The 18180-nt window shown below is 67.3% G+C and carries 19 protein-coding genes; 12 read left to right on the top strand and 7 right to left on the bottom strand.

Annotated elements, in window-relative coordinates:
• Positions 1 to 3 precede the first annotated feature (3 nt).
• On the bottom strand, positions 4 to 1203 hold the full coding sequence (locus M3195_RS03680) for an FAD-dependent monooxygenase (RefSeq protein ID WP_251585196.1): 1200 nt from the start codon (positions 1201 to 1203) through the stop codon (positions 4 to 6).
• Positions 1204 to 1452: 249 nt separating this feature from the next.
• On the opposite strand from M3195_RS03680, the gene M3195_RS03675 reads away from it, so the two are divergent.
• From M3195_RS03675 to M3195_RS03650, 6 genes are all read left to right on the top strand, one after another.
• Entirely contained in the window at positions 1453 to 1896 is a 444-nt protein-coding gene (locus M3195_RS03675; protein ID WP_251585195.1) for a hypothetical protein, read from the top strand.
• Between the two features lie 90 nt (positions 1897 to 1986).
• Positions 1987 to 3378: an FAD-binding oxidoreductase gene (locus tag M3195_RS03670; RefSeq protein ID WP_251585194.1), complete on the top strand. Its 1392-nt coding sequence runs from the start codon at positions 1987 to 1989 to the stop codon at positions 3376 to 3378.
• Positions 3282 to 4370, top strand: coding sequence for a carbohydrate kinase family protein (locus M3195_RS03665; RefSeq protein ID WP_251585193.1), 1089 nt, complete (start codon positions 3282 to 3284; stop codon positions 4368 to 4370). The genes M3195_RS03670 and M3195_RS03665 overlap by 97 nt, the downstream gene beginning before the upstream one ends.
• A 106-nt stretch (positions 4371 to 4476) precedes the next feature.
• Positions 4477 to 6024, top strand: a complete 1548-nt coding sequence (locus tag M3195_RS03660; RefSeq protein WP_251585192.1) for a S1C family serine protease — start codon at positions 4477 to 4479, stop codon at positions 6022 to 6024.
• 66 nt (positions 6025 to 6090) lie between these two features.
• Complete coding sequence (locus M3195_RS03655) at positions 6091 to 6492, top strand: VOC family protein (protein ID WP_251585191.1); 402 nt, start codon at positions 6091 to 6093, stop codon at positions 6490 to 6492.
• The gene (locus M3195_RS03650) at positions 6489 to 7721 is read left to right on the top strand and encodes an NAD(P)/FAD-dependent oxidoreductase (RefSeq protein ID WP_251585190.1); all 1233 of its coding nucleotides are present in this window, start codon (positions 6489 to 6491) and stop codon (positions 7719 to 7721) included. The genes M3195_RS03655 and M3195_RS03650 overlap by 4 nt, the downstream gene beginning before the upstream one ends.
• 627 nt (positions 7722 to 8348) lie before the next feature.
• Here the strand turns inward: M3195_RS03650 and M3195_RS03645 are convergent.
• From M3195_RS03645 to M3195_RS03630, 4 genes are all read right to left on the bottom strand, one after another.
• Positions 8349 to 9704, bottom strand: a complete 1356-nt coding sequence (locus M3195_RS03645) for a dihydrolipoamide acetyltransferase family protein (protein WP_251585189.1) — start codon at positions 9702 to 9704, stop codon at positions 8349 to 8351.
• Between the two features lie 22 nt (positions 9705 to 9726).
• Positions 9727 to 10707: an alpha-ketoacid dehydrogenase subunit beta gene (locus M3195_RS03640; RefSeq protein WP_251585330.1), complete on the bottom strand. Its 981-nt coding sequence runs from the start codon at positions 10705 to 10707 to the stop codon at positions 9727 to 9729.
• 115 nt (positions 10708 to 10822) lie between these two features.
• Positions 10823 to 11950 (bottom strand): thiamine pyrophosphate-dependent dehydrogenase E1 component subunit alpha, encoded by a 1128-nt coding sequence (locus M3195_RS03635; RefSeq protein WP_251585188.1) that lies wholly within the window; start codon positions 11948 to 11950, stop codon positions 10823 to 10825.
• Positions 11951 to 12036: 86 nt separating this feature from the next.
• Positions 12037 to 13104 carry a histidinol-phosphate transaminase gene (locus M3195_RS03630; RefSeq protein ID WP_251585187.1) on the bottom strand — a complete coding sequence of 356 codons (1068 nt, stop codon included), beginning with the start codon at positions 13102 to 13104 and terminating at the stop codon, positions 12037 to 12039.
• A gap of 62 nt (positions 13105 to 13166) precedes the next feature.
• On the opposite strand from M3195_RS03630, the gene M3195_RS03625 reads away from it, so the two are divergent.
• The 3 genes from M3195_RS03625 to M3195_RS03615 are packed head-to-tail and all read left to right on the top strand — an operon-like array spanning position 13167 to position 14221.
• A complete protein-coding gene (locus M3195_RS03625; protein WP_251585186.1) occupies positions 13167 to 13373 on the top strand; it encodes a ribbon-helix-helix protein, CopG family in 207 nt (68 codons plus the stop codon).
• Between the two features lie 14 nt (positions 13374 to 13387).
• Entirely contained in the window at positions 13388 to 13756 is a 369-nt protein-coding gene (locus M3195_RS03620; protein WP_251585185.1) for a type II toxin-antitoxin system death-on-curing family toxin, read from the top strand.
• Between the two features lie 60 nt (positions 13757 to 13816).
• Positions 13817 to 14221: a phage holin family protein gene (locus M3195_RS03615; RefSeq protein ID WP_251585184.1), complete on the top strand. Its 405-nt coding sequence runs from the start codon at positions 13817 to 13819 to the stop codon at positions 14219 to 14221.
• Positions 14222 to 14256: 35 nt separating this feature from the next.
• Here the strand turns inward: M3195_RS03615 and M3195_RS03610 are convergent, their stop codons facing one another.
• Entirely contained in the window at positions 14257 to 15537 is a 1281-nt protein-coding gene (locus tag M3195_RS03610) for a hypothetical protein (protein WP_251585183.1), read from the bottom strand.
• On the bottom strand, positions 15534 to 15794 hold the full coding sequence (locus M3195_RS03605; RefSeq protein WP_251585182.1) for a hypothetical protein: 261 nt from the start codon (positions 15792 to 15794) through the stop codon (positions 15534 to 15536). The genes M3195_RS03610 and M3195_RS03605 overlap by 4 nt, the downstream gene beginning before the upstream one ends.
• Positions 15795 to 15949: 155 nt before the next feature.
• Between M3195_RS03605 and M3195_RS03600 the strand changes: the two genes are divergently transcribed.
• Genes M3195_RS03600 through M3195_RS03590 form a run of 3 tightly spaced genes read left to right on the top strand, consistent with a single transcriptional unit; the run spans position 15950 to position 18155 of the window.
• Positions 15950 to 16489: a low molecular weight protein-tyrosine-phosphatase gene (locus tag M3195_RS03600; protein WP_251585181.1), complete on the top strand. Its 540-nt coding sequence runs from the start codon at positions 15950 to 15952 to the stop codon at positions 16487 to 16489.
• On the top strand, positions 16486 to 17868 hold the full coding sequence (gene purB / locus M3195_RS03595; protein ID WP_251585329.1) for an adenylosuccinate lyase: 1383 nt from the start codon (positions 16486 to 16488) through the stop codon (positions 17866 to 17868). The genes M3195_RS03600 and purB overlap by 4 nt, the downstream gene beginning before the upstream one ends.
• The gene (locus M3195_RS03590) at positions 17865 to 18155 is read left to right on the top strand and encodes a DivIVA domain-containing protein (RefSeq protein WP_251585180.1); all 291 of its coding nucleotides are present in this window, start codon (positions 17865 to 17867) and stop codon (positions 18153 to 18155) included. The genes purB and M3195_RS03590 overlap by 4 nt, the downstream gene beginning before the upstream one ends.
• The last annotated feature ends 25 nt before the right edge of the window (positions 18156 to 18180 follow it).

Here is an 18180-nt window from a genome sequence, read left to right as displayed (position 1 = left end):
CAGTCACCGCACGTCAGCAGGGGCCACCCGTCCGGTGGCGGTCGGTGGTGTCCAGGTCTGCACGGCGGCGGCCTGCTTGCCCATGGCGTCTGCGGGAGTCAGCCGCATGACCGCGTTGCGAAGCAGGACTCCAGCGCGGGACGGCACGTGGGCGAGGGCGCCGAGCATCCGTGCACGCTTGGCGATGGGCTGGGTGCGCTGCCGTCGAAGGTGGTCGTACTCGGTAAGCGCCGAGTCGACGAGATCCTGGCCTGGGGCTGGGTGGCTCGCGATACCGGAGAGGAGAGCGACGAGGGTTGCTGCATCTTCCATCGCCTGGTTCGCTCCTTGACCCAGATCGGGAGTCATCGCATGGGCGGAGTCGCCGAGTAGCACCCAATTGGCCCGACGGAACGTGGGCAGCGGTTCGGCGAGGTCGTTGATGGGGAGCCGGAAGACGACCGCGGGGTCTGTGGCATCCAGGAGGGCGGGTATCGGGTCGTGCCATTCGCCGAACAGCTCGCGAACGCGTGCGTATTCGTCGTCGATCTTCGCGTCCGCCGGCATCGTCGCGACGCCAAACCAGTAGACGCGGCCGTCTCGAAGCGGCGCCATGCCGAATCGGAGTCCCCGCCCCCACGTCTCGCCAGCGGCGCCCAATAGGTCGACCGGGCGGCTCGTCACTCCGCGCCAACTTGAGTACCCGGAGTATCTCAGTCCCGGGTCGCCGGGCCAGGAGCGGCGGACGGCGCTGTTGATGCCGTCTGCGGCGACGACGAGATCAAACGTTTCGATGCGTGATTCTCCATCAGCCCCAGTCACCTCGACGTCCGTCGAGGTGACGTCACGAGGAGCAGATGCCACGGTGCCGAGGCGCAGGGTGCCGGGCCTGAGAGCCGCAACGAGGATCTCGTGAAGCTCTGCCCGATGAACCACTCGAAGCCCACTGACGGCCTCCCCGGGCAGATGCGCCAGCCAGCGTCCATCCGGACGACGCTGCCCTGCATCGAGTGCCGCTGCACTCGCGCTGGTGATAGCGCGGAACGAGGAACCGAGCCCGAGGGAGTCCAACGCGGCGATCCCGTTCGGGAACACCGAGAGACCGGACCCGACAGGGGTGAGCTCGGCGGCGCGCTCGAACACGACCACCTCCGCGCCGGCACGCTGTAGACCGATTGCGGTGGCTAGTCCGCCGATTCCAGCTCCGATAATCGCGATGCGCATCGATCTCTCCATTTCACTACAGGTGTAGAGTCTCTTTCGAGGTGACTATACACCTGTAGAGTGTCGCGGGTGCAAGAAAATGAGACTTCGCCCCCGAATCGGCCACAGCTTCTCGCAGACGCAGCGATCCGAGTCATCGCAACGAGCGGCTTACGCGGACTCACTCACCGCGCCGTCGACCGTGAAGCGAGCTTTCCGCAAGGATCGACGTCCTACTACGCGAACACGCGGCTAGCCCTGCTGCAGATTGTGGCGGACCGACTCGCCGAACGCAGCCTCGCAGACCTGAACGACTACTTCGCCGCGCTCGCCGCGGCCGAGCCCGCCGACGACGCCGAAGGCCGCATCGAACAGCTGGCAGGGCTGGTAGCAGACTTCGTCTCGGCGTTGGTGTCGCGCCCGAACGACATGCGCGCTCGTTACGCGCTGGTGCTGGATTACCTCGCCGCAGACCCGCTCAGCGGACTACTCTCGTCCGAATCTCCACTTCTCGCGGGTGCGTTCGCCGCTGCTCCCGATCTGCTCAAGCGGTTCGGCTTTCTCGCGACTCCGCAGCAGGGACGCGACATCATGCTGCTTGCCGATGCGATGACCTTCTCACGGACCGTCCACGCCGCATCCCCGCATCTCCAACTCGACGTGAACGCGGTGGTCGCCGCGTATCTCCGCGCGCTACCACGCGTTTCCGTGTGACGCGACGCAAGGTAGCGAGCGGACCGGTGCAAGGTCGGCGACAGGTGATCGAGAGAGAAATAGTCATCCGTCGATCTCACTGGAGGAATCATGTCGACCAATCTGGACGTCTCGCTCGTCGTCGAGCTCCGCGCCGCAGGGGTCTCGCACGCTTACGCAGCCAGCGACCCCGAGTACCGCTCAGCACTGCTGGGATTCAATCGGGACATCACCCACACGCCTGAGCTGGTGGTGGTGCCGCAGTCGGCTAGCGACGTCACGGCTACCGTGACGCTCGCCAACCGGCACGGTTTGCCTGTGCAGGTCCTGGGTAAGGGCCATGGAGCCCAGGCGGCCGTTACCGCAGGAATCGCCGTCGCAACCGACGGGCTGGCGTTCGTCGAGGTGGATCCGGCAGCGCGCACTGCTCGCGTTGGTGCAGGCGCAACGTGGACAGACGTCCTCGATGCGGCTGCTCCGCATGGGCTGGCGGCGCTCTGTGGTTCCGCACCGCACGTGGGCGTCGTCGGGTATCTCCTCGGGGGTGGCATCGGGCCCGTGGCCCGGACGTTCGGCTTCGCTGCCGATCACGTCCGGTGCATCAATGTCGTGACAGCCGACGGTGGGCTCGTCCGTGCCGATGCGGAGTTCAACCAGGACCTCTTCTGGGCATTGCGCGGCGGCAAGGGAGGCTTCGGCGTCGTGGTCGAGGTTGAGATCGACCTCTTCCCTCTGTCGACCCTTTACGGCGGGGCGCTGTATTACGCTGCGGAGGACGCCGCAGCCGTCCTCCGCACCTTCGCCGAATGGTCCCACAACCTCCCGGACGAGATGACCACCTCGGTCGCGATGCTCCGGCTTCCGCCGCTCCCCGAGCTTCCCGAGCCGCTGCGGGGACGCTTCGTCTGCGCCGTGCGCATCGGATACGTTGGGGCGGCTGATGACGCCGAGGCACTGATGGCGCCCCTTCGCGAGGTGGCGCGGCCGCTCATCGACGCGGTGGGAATGATGCCCTATCAGGAGATCGGGCGCATCCATGCCGACCCGGTGGACCCCATGCCCGTCATGGAAGGCGGCATTCTCCTCCACAGTTTCACGGCGGCCGCTGCAGACGCGCTGCTCGAAGTGGCGGGACCGAACGCCGACGTGCCACTCGCCGCCGTGGAGGTCCGACTGCTCGGGGGTGCGCTCGCGCGAACCCCCGAACCAGACAACGCTGTCGGAGGACGCGGTGCCGCGTACAGTCTCCACGTCGTGGGCGCTCCCGTGCCGGATCTCCTCCACACGGTCATTCCGGAGGTCATCGACACGCTCTTCACGACGATGGGCGGATGGAGGTCGCTGTCTACTCAGATCAACTTCTTCGGCCGCGCCAACCGTCCCGTACCGGGGACTCCGGTGACGTCATGGGCGCCGCACGTCGCTGCGCGACTCCGAGACGTGCGTCGCAAGCACGACCCTGCAGGCCGCTTCCCCTATCCCCTCCACGGGGAAGCCATCTGAGGACCCCAGCCTCGGATACCGACGGTGTGCGGCGCTGCTTCGGCGCCGCACACCGTCTTCTCATCTCAGGCTTTCACGCCACGAGCGCGAACGGAATACGAACCCATGCCCGATTCATCAGACATATCAGCGGCGCGTGTAGTCGTCGTAGGTCCAGCCTCGTGGAACCACCTCATCGAACTGGACCACCTGCCCCGACCCGAGCCGCACATGGTCTTTGCAGATCGGTCGGTTCACACCGTCGGGGGGGGACCTCGGCCGGAAAAGCACTGCATCTTGCGCAGCTTCGAGAGGGCATCGAATTGCATGCCCTGATCGCCGATGATCCGGATGGTCGTCGCGTACGGGATGCCCTGGCCGCCGCTGGCGTCACGCTCCACGCACACGCATCGAGCCGCACCGAGAGACACACAAACCTGATGACTCCCCAGGGAGAGCGGCTATCGATCTACGTCGACACCCCGTCCACTGCCGGACAGAGCACTCTTCACGCCGTTGAGACGGCGCTCCGCGGCGCCGACGTTGCAGTCATCGATCTGAGCGACCTGGGCTCGACGCTCCTCGAGCGTCGCGACTGCGCCGAATGGAGGGCGAACGTGTGGGTCGATCTTCACGATTACGATGGCGCCTCCGCCTACCACGACCCCTTCGTAACGGCCGCGGACGTCGTCTTCATGAATGACGACAGGACGAATGACCCATGGGAATTGATGAGCTCGTGTCTCCGAAGAGGGCCACGTCTGGCTGTCTGCACCCGCGGAGCGGAGGGTGCCATCGCCTTGAACACGTCCGGTGATCGTTACGAAGTCCATGCGGAACCCACTGTCGTCGTCGATACGAACGGCGCGGGCGACGCGTTCATGGCTGGGTTCTTTCACGCCTCTCTCAGCGGAGCTGACATCGCGGCGAGTCTCCGCCAGGGTGCCACCCAGGCGACCATCGCGCTGAGAAGCCCTCATCTGCACCCGCTCGTGGACCGCGTTCTCGGTTAGGACGGGTCGGCCGTCCGCCTTCTCGATGACGGAGTGCAAGGACGATGCAAGACCGGCGAGCGTCGCGCGAAAGAGCACCGCAAGCGTCCGTCCGTACGGTCACAGCATGTCTTCCACCTCATCTCGCCGGCGAACCCGCCGACCTGCCCTTGCGCTGAGCGCCTTCACGCTCACGCTCGTCTCGCTGACCGCGTGCGCCGCCCCCGCGACACCGCCAGCCCCGTCCTCCGACGCAGTGACATTCGACGATGTCCAGTCCGCGACTATCCAGATCGAAGCCGTTGGCACATTCGTCTCTCCCGAAGAGGGTGGGTACGAGGCGGCCGGCCGCGGCTCCGGTTTCCTCGTCTCGTCCGACGGCATCGCCGTGACCAACAACCACGTTGTGGTGGGAGCTGGCACTCTCGATGTCTGGCTCGGGGGTGATACGGACAAGACATACAACGCGAAAGTCCTCGGCTCGTCCGAGTGCCTCGACCTCGCGGTCATCCAGCTTCCCGGAGACTCGTTCCCTTTCTTCGAATGGCGAAAAGGCGAGATCAAGACGGCTACCGACGTCTACGCTGCCGGGTTCCCTCTCGGTGACCCCACCTTCACCATGACTCGGGGCATCGTCTCCAAGGCATCCACACCAGGAGAAACCCCCTGGGCATCCCTGGACAGCGTCATCGAGCACGACGCGCGTATCCGCGGGGGCAACTCCGGAGGACCGCTCGTCGACGAGAAAGGAAGGTTGGTAGGGGTCAATTACGCCGGCAACAACACCTACGACACCAACCTCGCGATTCACCGAGACGAAGTCACCGCCGTTATCGACGATCTCATCGCCGGGAACGACATCCTCAGTCTGGGTATCAACGCACAAGCCATCGCAGACGAGAACGGGCAGGGCCTCGGCGTATGGGTCAGTTCCGTGCAATCCGGGTCCCCCGCCGACAAGGCAGGCGTCGAGCCGGGCGACCTGCTCACCAAACTGCAGGGCGTCACCCTGGCGCAGGACGGAACGCTCGCTGACTACTGCGATGTGCTCCGCACCCACGGTCAGGACGCAACACTAGATGTCGACCTGTACCGACCCGCCGACGGAATCTACTACCGCGGTCAGTTCAACGGAGATGCCCTGGAGGCAGTCCAGGTGCTGAGCACGCCTGGCGAAACGAGTGACAGTAGCGAAGTTGCCGAAGGTGAATTCGTCAGCATCACGGACGACTCCGGCAACATTCAGGTCGAAGTTCCGGCAGCGTGGAATCAGCTCGATGGAGCGGGCTACACCAACGACGACGGCACGTGGTCCAGCGTGATCGCCTCACCCGATATGGCCGGGTTCGCGGATGGTTGGGAGACGCCCGGCGTGTGGGTGGCCGCCTCGCAGGATGCCAGCACGAAGGTCACGCCTGATGAGCTGCTGCGGCGTGCGGATGAGTTCCTCGCCGAGAACTGTGCGCCACAGGAGTTGTCCCCGTTCGAAGACGGCGTTCACACGGGGACGTACCAGGTCTACGAGCAGTGCGGCGGCGTCGGAGCGGCTTACGTGTTCCTCGCAGCGACCGCCAACGACGGCAGCTACACCATCACTGTCGCGGTGCAGGCCAACACCGAAGCCGACTTGTCCGCTATCGACCGCGTCATCGGCAGCTTCATCGCGCAATTCTGACGCCGTATGGGTGGGGACAGGGGGAGAAACCCGGCCCCACCCATCCCGATGGGACAAGGATCATCCGTGAGCACACTACGTATCGAGATCTTCCCTGACGATCTCGACCTCGCCGCGAACTTCTACGTCGAAGTGCTCGACTTTTACGTCGAGCGAGACGAACGCACCCGGGCACCCGCTTACTTGGCGCTCCGCCGAGGCGACGTGCGGGTCGGAGCTGCCGAGCGCTCGGTCATAGCGTCCAGTCAGCGGCGGCCTCCTCTCGGCGTGGAGCTCGTCCTCGAAGTCGACGACTTGGCGGCTTCGCGTCAGCGGGTGCGCGAGTCGGGCTGGCCCATCGACGAAGATGTCACATCCCGTTCTTGGGGGCTCACCGACTTCCGGATTCTCGATCCGTTCGGGTACTACTGGCGGATCACAGATCGCTATCCGTCGTCCGCGCAGCCCCGGACGGAGGGAGGGTCATGACCATCGCTGCGACGACTGATGATGAGCCCGTGTCCGTTCTCATCATCGGTGGCGGATATGCGGGCGTAATCGCCTCGAATCGGCTTCTTGCCTCAATGAGTCCCGTAGAGCGAGCACGTACGCATGTGGCAATCGTCAATCCGACGGATCGGTTCGTCCATCGGATCCGTCTACATGAGCACGCCGCCGGGAACGCTGACGCTGGCATTGAGCTCGCCTCGATGATTCACCCGGAAGTCGCGGTGGTGCTGGGCCGTGCGGAACGAATCGATCCACACGCGCGGCTGACGCATGTGACGACCTCCAGGGGACCCGTGGCGCTCGAGTTCGATTGGCTCATATACGCAGTAGGCTCCCGCAGCTCCTCGGCAGTCCGCGGGGTGTCTCGCTTCGCGGTGAGAATCGGTGACATCGACGGTGCGACCGAGGTCGCACGCCGTCTTGCGATGGCGCGCACTCGAAGCGTCTGTGTGGTTGGTGGCGGGCCAGCCGGGGTGGAGACGGCCGCGGAGATCGCAGAAGCACACCCCCGAACGAAAGTCACCCTGATTGCTGGTGCTCAACTCGTTCCCACCATGCGCCCCGCGGCACGACGCTCGATCCGCCGACGTCTGAGGAGACTCAATGTCGATGTGGAGGAAGGGGAAGTCGTATCCGAGGTGACGGCCGCTGGAGTGATCACCGATGCCGGGGTACACCTCCAGTACGACCTGGTCATATGGTCGGCAGGCTTCGAGGTCCCTGACCTCGCTACCCGAAGTGGCTTACCGGCCGACGGTAAGGGACGGCTCCGTGTTGATGACACGCTCTTCTGCGTCGACCACCCGACAATCCTTGGAGCAGGAGATGCTGTGAAGCTGCCAGATTCGGTCGGCCGGCATCTCCCGATGGGCGCGCGCACCGCCTTGCCTTTAGGAGGAGCAGCTGCTGACTCGTTGCTCGCTCGCTTACGTGGGACTCAACCTGAGCCGGTTTCCATCGGCCTTCTCGGACCGTCCATTAGCATCGGGCGGCACGACGGATACATTCAGCTGGCGCGCCGCGACGACTCCCCAACTCTTATCGCTTTCACCGGGGTCGTCGGAGCCGCTATCAAAGCCTGGGTGTGTCGGATGACGATAGACCGCACTCGCGACGAACGCGTTTCACCCGGTGCTTATCGCGTCCCCCTGGGCCCAGGCGATACGGCATCGACGCGGCCAAGAGCCGATGATCGGGCCGCTCGATGACTCAAGGGCTTCAGGCGTGAGTGTGCGGAAAGCGTCGCACCGCAACGCCTGGGCTGCCGCCGCACTGATTCGCGAGGCGAAGATGTCAGCCATGCCGTGGCTTCCAGTGATCCACTCGCTCCGGGCGCGAGATCCTCAGTCTTGAGTGGTCAGAGTGGTCGGAATCGCTTGGTGAATCCGACCACACGAGGGCAAGGCATTCGCGACAGGCAGACAGCCAAAAGACGTCATCGGATGGGGTATAACGACTGGTCCAGCGCCTTCTCCAGCAATGCGATTGTTCGAATGTCCGGCCACGTCGATCCAGCGAGAACCCGTCGAATGGTGCCTTCGTCGACGTCGGCGTCTCGCCCAACGGCCCGAATGCTTCGGTCTCCGATGGCAGCGCGGAGGTTCAAAGCGAACAAGCGAGCCCGCTCCGCGGCATAGTCAGACGACGTTGAGGACGGCCAAGAGGGTGTCATCTCGGCGGGCGACGCCCGTTCAGTGCGCGCCACTTCGCGCCCCCCATGAGATCATTGAGAAGAATCCCAGTGTTTTCATGGCGCAAGTCCCTGATCCGGCGCACATGGTTTGGCTCGGATCAACTTCAACAGTCGTTTGGATCATTTAGGGCGACGTCTCATATCACTCCACGAGCAGCGCGGGCTCCTCCAGCACGCTCGCGACGTCGGCGATGAAGCGGCTCATGCCGTCGCCGTCCACGACGCGGTGGTCGAACGATCCGGCCACGGTCGTGACCCAGCGCGGACGCACCTCGCCGTCGACGACCCACGGCTTCTGGCTGATCGTGCCCATCGCCACGATCCCGGCCTCACCGGGATTGATGATCGGCGTCCCGGCATCCATCCCGAACACTCCGATGTTGGTGATCGTGATGGTGCCGTGCTGCTGGTCGGCGGGCGTGGTCTTGCCCTCCCGCGCCGTGACCGTGAGCCGGTTCAGAGCCCTCGCCAAGTCCTTCATGCTGAGATCCTGCGCGTCCTTGATGTTGGGCACGAGCAGGCCGCGCGGGGTCGCCGCGGCGATGCCGAGGTTGACGTAGTGGCGCACCGCGATCTCCGCGCCGTTCTCGGTCTCGATCCAGGCGGCGTTGACCATGGGCGTGCGGCGGGCCGCCCAGATCACGGCCCGCGCCACGATCAGCAGCGGCGAGACACGGATGTCGGCGTAGTCGGGCGAGGCCTTCAGCCGCTTGACCAGCTCCATCGTGCGGGTCGCGTCGACGTCCTTCCACACCGTGACATGCGGGGCGGAGTACGCGCTCTGCACCATCGCCGACGACGTCGCCTTGCGCACGCCCTTGACCGGGATGGACTCGATGCGATCGTCGGATGCTGCAGAGGATGCCGCAACGGGCGCCAGCCCGCGGGCGAGCCCGGCCGGGGCCGACTGCGGAGCGGGTACGGTCTCCTCGCGCACGTCGCCCCACTCGGGGGTCTGGATGTTGCGGAACACGCTCGCCTGCTCGGCGTGCTTCACGACGTCGTCGCGGGTGACCTCGCCGTCCGTGCCGGTCGGGGTGACGGTCGTCAGGTCGACGCCCAGGTCGCGCGCGAGCTTACGGATCGGCGGCTTCGCGATCACACCCACCGACGAGCGCACCGGGCGCTCCGCCGGGCGCTTGCGACGCGACGTCGCGCCGGTGCCGGAGCCGTAGCCGACGAGCACCGAGCCGCCGCCCTCCTCGGGAGCGGGCGCCTCGGCCGTCGCGATGACACCGGGCCCGGCGTCGTCGCGCGCGTCCGTCACGAAGGTGATGATGGGCGAGCCGACCTCGACCGTCTCCCCCTCGGCGACCAGCAGCTCACCGACCACACCGGCGTGCGGCGAGGGCAGCTCGACGAGCGACTTGGCCGTCTCGATCTCGCAGATCACGTCGTTGATCGCGACGGTGTCGCCCGGGGCGACCTTCCACGCGACGATCTCGGCCTCGGTCAGGCCCTCGCCCACGTCGGGGAGGGTGAAGTTCTGCGTGCTCATCTGCGGTCCTCTCGGAACGGTGTCAGTAGGCCAGGGAACGGTCGACGGCTTCGAGGATGCGGTCGGCATCCGGCAGGTATGCGCCCTCGAGCTTCGCGGGCGGGAACGGGGTGTCGTACCCCGACACTCGCAGCACGGGGGCCTCGAGTGCGTAGAACGCGCGCTCCATGACGGTCGCCGCAACCTCCGAGCCGAGGCTCGTGAAGCCCTGCGCCTCCTGCGCGTAGACCATGCGTCCGGTCTTGCGCACTGATCCGAGGATCGGCTCGTAGTCGATCGGCGACAGCGACCGCACGTCGACGACCTCGCAGCTCGTGCCCTCGCCCTCGGCGAGCGCCGCCGCCTGCAGCAACGTCGTCACCATCGCGCCGTGCCCGACGAGCGTGACGTCGGAGCCCGTGCGCACCACGCGCGAGGCGTGCAGCGGCGCGGCGGAGGCATCCAGCTCCACCTCGCCCTTGGGCCAGTAGCGGCTCTTCGGCTCCATGAAGATCACCGGGTCGTTCGACGCGATGGCCTCCTGGATCATCCAGTACGCGTCGTTCGGCGTCGACGGCGACACCACCCGCAGACCCGGGGTGTGCGTGAAGTACGCCTCGGGGCTCTCCTGGTGGTGCTCGACGGCACCGATGTGGCCGCCGTACGGGATGCGGATCACGATCGGCAGGCTCAGCGCCCCTTCGTGACGGTTGGTGAGCTTCGCGAGCTGCGTCGTGATCTGATCGAACGCGGGGAACACGAATCCGTCGAACTGGATCTCGATCACCGGGCGGAACCCGGTCATGGCCAGACCGATGGCCGTGCCGACGATCCCCGACTCGGCGAGCGGGGTGTCGAGCACCCGCCGATCGCCGAAGTCGCGCTGCAGGTGCTCGGTGACACGGAAGACTCCGCCGAGCTTGCCGATGTCCTCGCCCATGAGCAGGACCTTCGGGTCGTCCTCCATCGCCTTGCGCAGACCGGCGTTCAGGGCCTTGCTGAACGGCATCGTCTCGAGAGTCATGCCTGCACCGTCCTCGACGTCGTGAAGTTCTGCGGCCATGAGCAGGTTCTGCGGCCCTGGCCGAAGGTAGAGGCCGCAAAAGGTGCGGAAGACCGCAGAAGTTGCGCGGACCGGGTCATGCCTGACCTCCCTCGAACGACGCCTCGTACCGGGCGCGCCACGCCTTCTGCTCCGCGATGAGCGGATGCGGGTCGCTGTACACGTGGTCGAAAATCTTGTCGGCGCTGGGCGGGCCGAGCTCCACCGTGCGGGAGCGCAGGTCCTCCGCGGCGTCGGCCGCCTCGGCATCCGTGTCGGCGAAGAACCGCGCCGAGGCGCCCCGGTTCTGGAGGAAGGCCCTCATGCGCACGATCGGGTCACGCAGGGCCCACGACTCCTCCTCGTCGGAGCCGCGGTACTTGGTCGGGTCGTCGCTCGTGGTGTGCGCGCCGAGGCGATAGGTCACGGCTTCGATCGCGCGGGGTCCCCCGCCGGCGCGCGCCTCGTCGAGGGCCACCCGTGAGACGGCGTAGCTGGCGAGCACGTCGTTGCCGTCGACCCGGACGCTCGGGATGCCGTAGCCCGCGCTGCGCTCGACGAGCGGCACGCGCGACTGGGTGGTGACGGGAACGGAGATCGCCCAGTGGTTGTTCTGCAGGAAGAACACTGTCGGTGCCTGGTAGCTCGCGGCGAAGACCATCGCCTCGTGCACGTCGCCCTGGCTGGATGCGCCGTCGCCGTAGTAGACGATCACCGCCTCGTCGCGGTCGGGGTCTCCGGTGCCGGTGCGGCCGTCGAACGAGAGACCCATCGCGTAGCCGGCGGCGTGCAGGGTCTGCGAGCCGAGCACGAGCGTGTACAGCCGTGTGTTGCCGTTCTTCGGGTCGGTCGGATCCCACCCGCCGTGCGACATCCCGCGCATGAGCTTGATGATGTCGACGGGGTCGACACCCCTGATGCGGGCGACGACGTGCTCACGGTACGAGGGGAAGATCGTGTCCTGCGCGCGAGCCGCACGACCGGAGCCGACCTGCGCCGCCTCCTGGCCACGGCTCGGCGGCCATAGGGCGAGCTGCCCTTGCCGCTGCAGGTTGGTCGCCTGGGTGTCGATCGCCCTGATGACGACCATGTCTCGGTAGAACTGCTCGAGCTCGGCGTCGCTGATCGCCTCGATGAGAGGCAGATACTGCTCGGCTGCCGGGCTCGGAGCGAAGCTGCCTTCGGCGTCAAGGACACGCACGAGGGGGGTCTCGGGGGTACTCACGCGCTCCACGCTACCCGCGGCCGCATGCCGGGTCACGTATACCTAGGACACCCTCGTAACTGCCGGGAATCCGAAGAAAAGGCCGGTCAGCGCAGGATGGCGGCGACCGCGAGCACGCGGTCGACCGACGCCTCCTCGCCCACCGAGATGCGGATGCCGTCGCCCGAGAACGGACGGACGACGAGGTCGTTCTCGGCGAACGCGGCAGCCGCGGCATCCGTCTCGGCGCCCGTGGGGAGCCAGACGAAGTTGGCCTGGGAATCCGGGACGTCCCACCCCTGGGCCCGCAGCCCGTCGATGAGCCGGGTGCGGCGCTCGACGAGCACGGCGACGCGCTCCCGCAGCTCGGACTCGGCATCCAGGCTCGCGATGGCGGCGTTCTCCGCGGCGGAGGTGACGGACAGCGGGATGCCGGTGGTGCGCGCCGCGTCCAGCACTTTCTCGTTGCCGATCGCGTAGCCGACCCGGAGGCCGGCGAGACCGTAGGCCTTCGAAAAGGTACGCAGAACGACCACGTTCGGGTGCTGCTCGAACACGCGCTCGGCGAGACCGTCGATCGCGTCCTCGTCGGTGACGAATTCGGCGTACGCCTCGTCGAGGATCACGAGCACGTCGGACGGGACCCGCTCGATGAAGCGGGTGAACTCGGCGTGCGTGATGATCGGACCGGTGGGGTTGTTGGGCGTGCAGAGGATCACCGCACGGGTGCGGTCGGTGACGGCATCGGCCATCGCATCGAGGTCGTGACGCGAGTCGGGCAGGAGCGGCACCTGCACGCCGGTCGCGCCCGCGACGAGCGGGAGACTCGGATACGCCTCGAACGACCGCCAGGCATAGACGACCTCGTCGCCGACGGATGCCGTGGCCAGGATCAGCTGGTGCAGGATCGAGACGCTGCCCGCCGCGACGTGCACCTGGTCGGGCTCGACGGCGTACCGGGCTCCGAGGCGCTGACGCAGTCGGAGCGCGGTCGCATCGGGGTAGCGGTTGATCGGCGTCGTGTGCTGCAGAGCCTCGGCGACCGACGGGAGCGGCTCGAAGGGGTTCTCGTTGCTCGAGAGCTTGAACGCGTCGGGTCCGGCCTGCTTGCCCTGTCGGTACGGCGCGAGGGCGGCTATGGCGGGGCGGATGCGCGGGAGGGTCGGGTCGGTCACAGCACCACTCTAGAATCCACAGGCCTCTGGCAGCCAGGAGACGGCGTTAGTACCATTGTGGTATGGCGATGAACCTGCGACTCCCGGCGGAACTCGACGCGCAGCTCGAGGAGATCGCGCGTGCGCGACACACGTCGAAGCACGCCGTGATCATCGAAGCTGTGGCGCGCTTCGCGAACAGTGAGTCGAAGACGGATCGCGTACTGTCTCTCGCCGACGAGATAGCGAATCGATACGCCGACACCCTCAGGCGACTCGAAGACGCGTAGACGCGTAGACGGTGATGGAATACATCGAGCCCGAGCAGGCCCTCGCGGTCATCACGAAGCTCGGTCTGCATGTCCGCGACGAAGGCTTGCTCTTCTCGGCGTTGGCGCGGCCCTCAGCGGGAATGTTCGGCGTGGACGCCTATCCGACATTCGAGCGGAAGGCAGCGGCGCTCATCAGTTCGCTGGGCCAGAACCACTCCCTCTTCGACGGGAACAAGAGGATCTCACTCGTCCTCACCTTCATCTTCATCCGCATGAACGGGTTCGAGCTGACTTTCACGAATGACGAGGCTTTCGACTTCGTGCTCGATGTCGCACAGAGCAGAGTCGACCTCGACCAGATCGCGGCGATCATCGCGGACCACATCCGCCCCGGTGAGTGATCACCCGCCTCTCTCCTTCCTCCTGACTTCGCGCGGCGCTCGTGCGAGACTGGCCTGACCATGCGCTTCATCATCCGAGTCGTCGTCAACGCGTTCGCCCTCTGGGTCGTGACGCTGATCCCGGTGCTGCAGGTCACGATCACCGCGTTCCCTCCGGGAGAGACGCTGCAGCTCGTGCTGACCCTGCTGGCTGTCGCCGCGATCTTCGCCCTGGTGAACACGATCATCGGCACGGTCGTCAAGATCGTCGCGTTCCCGCTGTACATCATCACGTTCGGGCTCATCGGTTTCGTGATCAACGGCTTCCTGCTGTGGCTCACCGCCTGGATCACGAGCGGCTTCGGCTGGGGCCTCACGGTCGGCTCGTTCTGGTGGGGTGTGGTGGCCGCACTCATCATCTCGGTGATCAACGGGATCTTCGGCTTCATCCTGCGGCCGCAGCGCCGCAAGTCCCGCCGGGACTGACTCCGCCCCCACCGGCCTCAGAGAGCGAGCCGGCCTCACGGAGCCACCCGTTCGGCCCGGTACTCGGTGCGCTCGATGACCTCGGCGTCGTCGAGCTCGTCCCAGAGCCGCTCGACGCTCTCGATGCGCGGGTCACCCGCGGCGTCGGCGTCCTCCGCGAGGTCGACGTACGACGCGAGCAGATGCGGATCGCCGAAGTCGCCCCACGCGAATCCCGGAGAGTGTTCCGCGGTGACCAAGACACTGTCCGGCGAGCCCGTCCCCGCCGGTGAGCCACCGCCCGCGAGCGCCCGCACCGAGTCGTCGGTGAACCCCAGCGCTACGAGGGTCTGGTCGCTCTCGAGCGTGGGGTCGACGGGGCTTCCTGCGGTCACGACCACGGGCACGTCGTAGGCGCTCTCCATCGCGAAGTGCGACGCGACCATGCCCCCCTGCGAGTGCGCGACGATCCGCACCTCGTCTCCCGGCTCCGCACCGGCCGCCTCGACGGCCGCGAGCGTCGCCTCGTACGAGGCGGAGTTCTGCCCGACGTAGAGCTGGGAGTTCGACTTCATGTCCCACGGGTCGGGACCTCCCATGTCGCCGGGCGCGAACGTCTGAGTCCCCTTGACGTACACCACGTACTTCGCGACACCTTCCGAGAACGAGTACTTCTCGACCGCGACCTGCGCTCCGCGCTTCTCGGGAATCCGATTCAGCGCACCCGCGAGACCCGAGGGAGCCGCTGACGGCGTCGCGGTCTTCACGGGTGTCACCGTCACCGGTTCCGCCGGCCCGCGCAGCCGGGAACCGCGCGCGATGACGCCGCGCCCCGACGCGGCGCCGACCAGAGCCGGGAAGACGCCGGCGGGGCCGAGGAGTCCACCGAGCGGCACCTGCGTGACCAGTCCGGCGAACCGCTCGTCCTCCCACCGCTCGACCAGGCCGCGGGCCAGGTCGGGGATCCGCGCATCGGCCTCTTCGAGCCGCCGCATTCCGGCGCGCGCCTCGTCCCCCGCCGCACCCAGGCCGCGCGCCCGCGCCTCGACGAGCAGCTCGACGTACTCGTAGGTATCAGCCATCAGCCGGGTGCTCGCGGCGGCGTCGACGCATTCCCCGTGCAGTACCGCTGCGCGCTGACCGAGTGCCCACAGCGCGACCGTGTCGACGAGGGCGCTGAGCCCCGGGGCGTCGACGATCCGCTCGTACGCGCTGCGCAGCACCCGCGCCGCCTCGTCGTGGCCGATCGCCGCGGCATTTACCCGATGCGCCAGTTGCCGCAGCGCGTCGGGGTCGACCGAGATCGCTCCGCCGTGGCTGATGTTTATCCCGCTCATGCGCTCACGCTCGCGATCCTCGTCTCGTGCAACCCCGCGTCGGCCGCGGCGACCCGCGTCCGGGTCGCGAGGTCGCCCAGAGTGTCGCGCAGCGCCGCCACGCCGTCCGACCGCCACTCGGCGTCGCGCGACAGCGTGAGCACGTCTCCGGCGGCACCGTCGAGGGCGTCTCGCGCGACGCGCACCTCGGCGAGCGCCTGCAGCAGCACCCACAGCGCATCGGAGGTCAGGGTTTCGGCGGGAGCGATGGAGAGCATGCCCCCAGCATCCGCCGATCCGGCGACGTCCGCGTCGACGGTGCGCGTCAGCGACCGGCTTCCGTGAGCATCTCCTCGACAGGATGGGCGGTGCAGAACAGGTGGTCGCGGCATCCGGCGTCGCGCGATCAGCCCTCGGGGGGCAGAATGGACCGGTGACGTCCGAAGATCCCTTCCGCGTGATCTTCGTGTGCACGGGGAACATCTGCCGCTCCCCGATGGCGGAGGTCGTCTTCCGCGATCTCGCGGAGCGCCAGGGTCTCGGCTCCCGCATCGTGTCGCGCAGCGCCGGCACCGGCGACTGGCACCTCGGCGAGCGCGCCGACCACCGCACGATCGACGCCCTCGCGCGCCGCGACTACGACGGGTCGCAGCACCGGGCCAAGCAGTTCACCTACGCATCGTTCGCCGAGAACGATCTGGTCGTCGCACTCGACCGCACCCACGAGCGCGTGCTGCGCGAATGGGCGCGCGACGAAGACGAGGACGGCAAGGTCACGCTGCTGCTCGCCTTCGACCCCGCAGCAGCGACGCTCGACGTGCCCGACCCGTACTACGCCGGCCCCGAGATGTTCGATTCGGTGCTCGGTATGATCGAGACGGCGACCCGCGGGCTGTTCCGCCAGCTCGAGCCGGCTCTTCGCCAGCCCCGCTCGCCCCGAGGGATCGGGGCCCGATCAGGAGGACTCCCCTGACTTTCACGCCCTCGCTCCCCCCGCAGCCTCTCAGCCCCCTCGACGGCCGCTACCGCGGCGCAGTCACCGGGCTGGCCGACTTCCTCTCTGAGGCGGGACTCAACCGCGCTCGGGTCGAGGTCGAGGTCGAGTGGCTGATCGCCCTCACCGACCGCTCGCTGTTCGAGACGAGCCCGCTGCCGGATGCCGACAAGGAGCGCCTCCGCGCCCTCTACCGCGACTTCGGTCAGGCCGAGATCGACTGGCTCGCCGAGAAGGAGGCCGTCACCCAGCATGATGTGAAGGCCATCGAGTACCTGGTGCGCGATCGTCTCAGCACGCTGGGCCTCGACCGCATCGCCGAGCTCACGCATTTCGCCTGCACGAGCGAGGACATCAACTCGGCCTCCTACGCACTCACCGTCAAGCGCGCGGTCGAGGAGGTCTGGCTGCCCGCTCTCGACACCGTGATCGCGAAGCTTCGCGAGCTCGCGGCCGAGCACGCCGATGCGGCGATGCTCTCGCGCACGCACGGCCAGCCCGCGACGCCGTCGACCATGGGCAAGGAGCTCGCCGTCTTCGCCTGGCGCCTGGAGCGCGTGCGGGGCCAGATCGCGGCATCCGAGTATCTGGCGAAGTTCTCGGGTGCGACCGGAACCTGGTCGGCGCATCTCGCCGCCGACCCCGACGCCGACTGGCCGACGATCTCCCGGGAGTACATCGAGGGTCTGGGCCTCGGCTTCAACCTGCTGACCACGCAGATCGAATCGCACGACTGGCAGGTCGAGCTGTACGACCGGGTGCGGCATGCGGGTGGCATCCTGCACAACCTCGCGACCGACATCTGGACGTACATCTCCCTCGGCTACTTCGCGCAGATCCCCGTCGCCGGTGCGACCGGGTCGTCGACCATGCCGCACAAGATCAACCCCATCCGGTTCGAGAATGCCGAGGCGAACCTCGAGATCTCGGGCGCCCTGCTCTCTTCGCTGGGTCAGACCCTCGTCACGAGCCGTCTGCAGCGCGACCTCACCGACTCCACGACGCAGCGCAACATCGGCGTCGCCTTCGGGCACTCGCTGCTCGCGCTCGACAACCTGCGCCGCGGACTCAACGCGATCTCGCTGTCGCGCGACGTGCTGCTGGCCGACCTCGATGTGAACTGGGAGGTGCTCGCCGAGGCCATCCAGACCGTGATCCGCGCCGAGGTCGTCGCCGGCCGCTCGACCATCCAAGACCCGTACGCCCTGCTCAAGGAGCTCACGCGCGGGCACCGCGTCGGCGCGGAGGACCTCGCCGCGTTCGTCGAGGCGCTCGAGATCGGGGATGCCGCCAAGCAGCGCCTCCTCGCACTGACCCCCGCGACGTACACGGGCATCGCCGAGCAGCTCGCGCGATGACCGGGAGTGGCGGGCTCACGGCCGCCGAGGTCGCGGGCGCACGGATTCCGGTGCGACGCCTCGGATCCCGCTACGACATCGCGGACGTCGACCGCTTCCTGAACGAGTGCCGCGCGACGCTGGAGGCGTGGGAGCGGGCGCGCGCGACCGCGACGGGTCTGAGTGCCGGCGACGTCGCGACGACGTCCTTCGGGTCTCCGCGCGGCTTCACGCCCGGCTACGACGCGGATGCGGTCGACGACCTGCTCGACCGCATCGTGGTGCGGCTGCGCGAGCTCGCCGGCTGAGCGCGGGGCGACCCACCGGCGTCAG

The sequence above is a fragment of the Microbacterium hydrocarbonoxydans genome, from assembly GCF_023715885.1.
Lineage (GTDB): Bacteria > Actinomycetota > Actinomycetes > Actinomycetales > Microbacteriaceae > Microbacterium > Microbacterium hydrocarbonoxydans_C.
Note: the sequence above shows the minus strand (reverse complement) of the source record. Positions and strands in the feature narration are given on the sequence as shown.

What these genes read in the sequence shown, in the direction of transcription:
- M3195_RS03590 (WP_251585180.1), top strand. Translation starts at nt 17,865, where the DNA reads ATGACCGGGAGTGGCGGGCTCACGGCCGCCGAGGTCGCGGGCGCACGG.
- M3195_RS03605 (WP_251585182.1), bottom strand. Translation starts at nt 15,794, where the DNA reads ATGCTCTCCATCGCTCCCGCCGAAACCCTGACCTCCGATGCGCTGTGG.
- M3195_RS03610 (WP_251585183.1), bottom strand. Translation starts at nt 15,537, where the DNA reads ATGAGCGGGATAAACATCAGCCACGGCGGAGCGATCTCGGTCGACCCC.
- M3195_RS03660 (WP_251585192.1), top strand. Translation starts at nt 4,477, where the DNA reads ATGTCTTCCACCTCATCTCGCCGGCGAACCCGCCGACCTGCCCTTGCG.
- M3195_RS03615 (WP_251585184.1), top strand. Translation starts at nt 13,817, where the DNA reads ATGCGCTTCATCATCCGAGTCGTCGTCAACGCGTTCGCCCTCTGGGTC.
- M3195_RS03680 (WP_251585196.1), bottom strand. Translation starts at nt 1,203, where the DNA reads ATGCGCATCGCGATTATCGGAGCTGGAATCGGCGGACTAGCCACCGCA.
- M3195_RS03620 (WP_251585185.1), top strand. Translation starts at nt 13,388, where the DNA reads ATGGAATACATCGAGCCCGAGCAGGCCCTCGCGGTCATCACGAAGCTC.
- M3195_RS03650 (WP_251585190.1), top strand. Translation starts at nt 6,489, where the DNA reads ATGACCATCGCTGCGACGACTGATGATGAGCCCGTGTCCGTTCTCATC.
- M3195_RS03665 (WP_251585193.1), top strand. Translation starts at nt 3,282, where the DNA reads ATGGGCGCCGCACGTCGCTGCGCGACTCCGAGACGTGCGTCGCAAGCA.
- M3195_RS03670 (WP_251585194.1), top strand. Translation starts at nt 1,987, where the DNA reads ATGTCGACCAATCTGGACGTCTCGCTCGTCGTCGAGCTCCGCGCCGCA.
- M3195_RS03645 (WP_251585189.1), bottom strand. Translation starts at nt 9,704, where the DNA reads ATGAGCACGCAGAACTTCACCCTCCCCGACGTGGGCGAGGGCCTGACC.
- M3195_RS03625 (WP_251585186.1), top strand. Translation starts at nt 13,167, where the DNA reads ATGGCGATGAACCTGCGACTCCCGGCGGAACTCGACGCGCAGCTCGAG.
- M3195_RS03640 (WP_251585330.1), bottom strand. Translation starts at nt 10,707, where the DNA reads ATGACTCTCGAGACGATGCCGTTCAGCAAGGCCCTGAACGCCGGTCTG.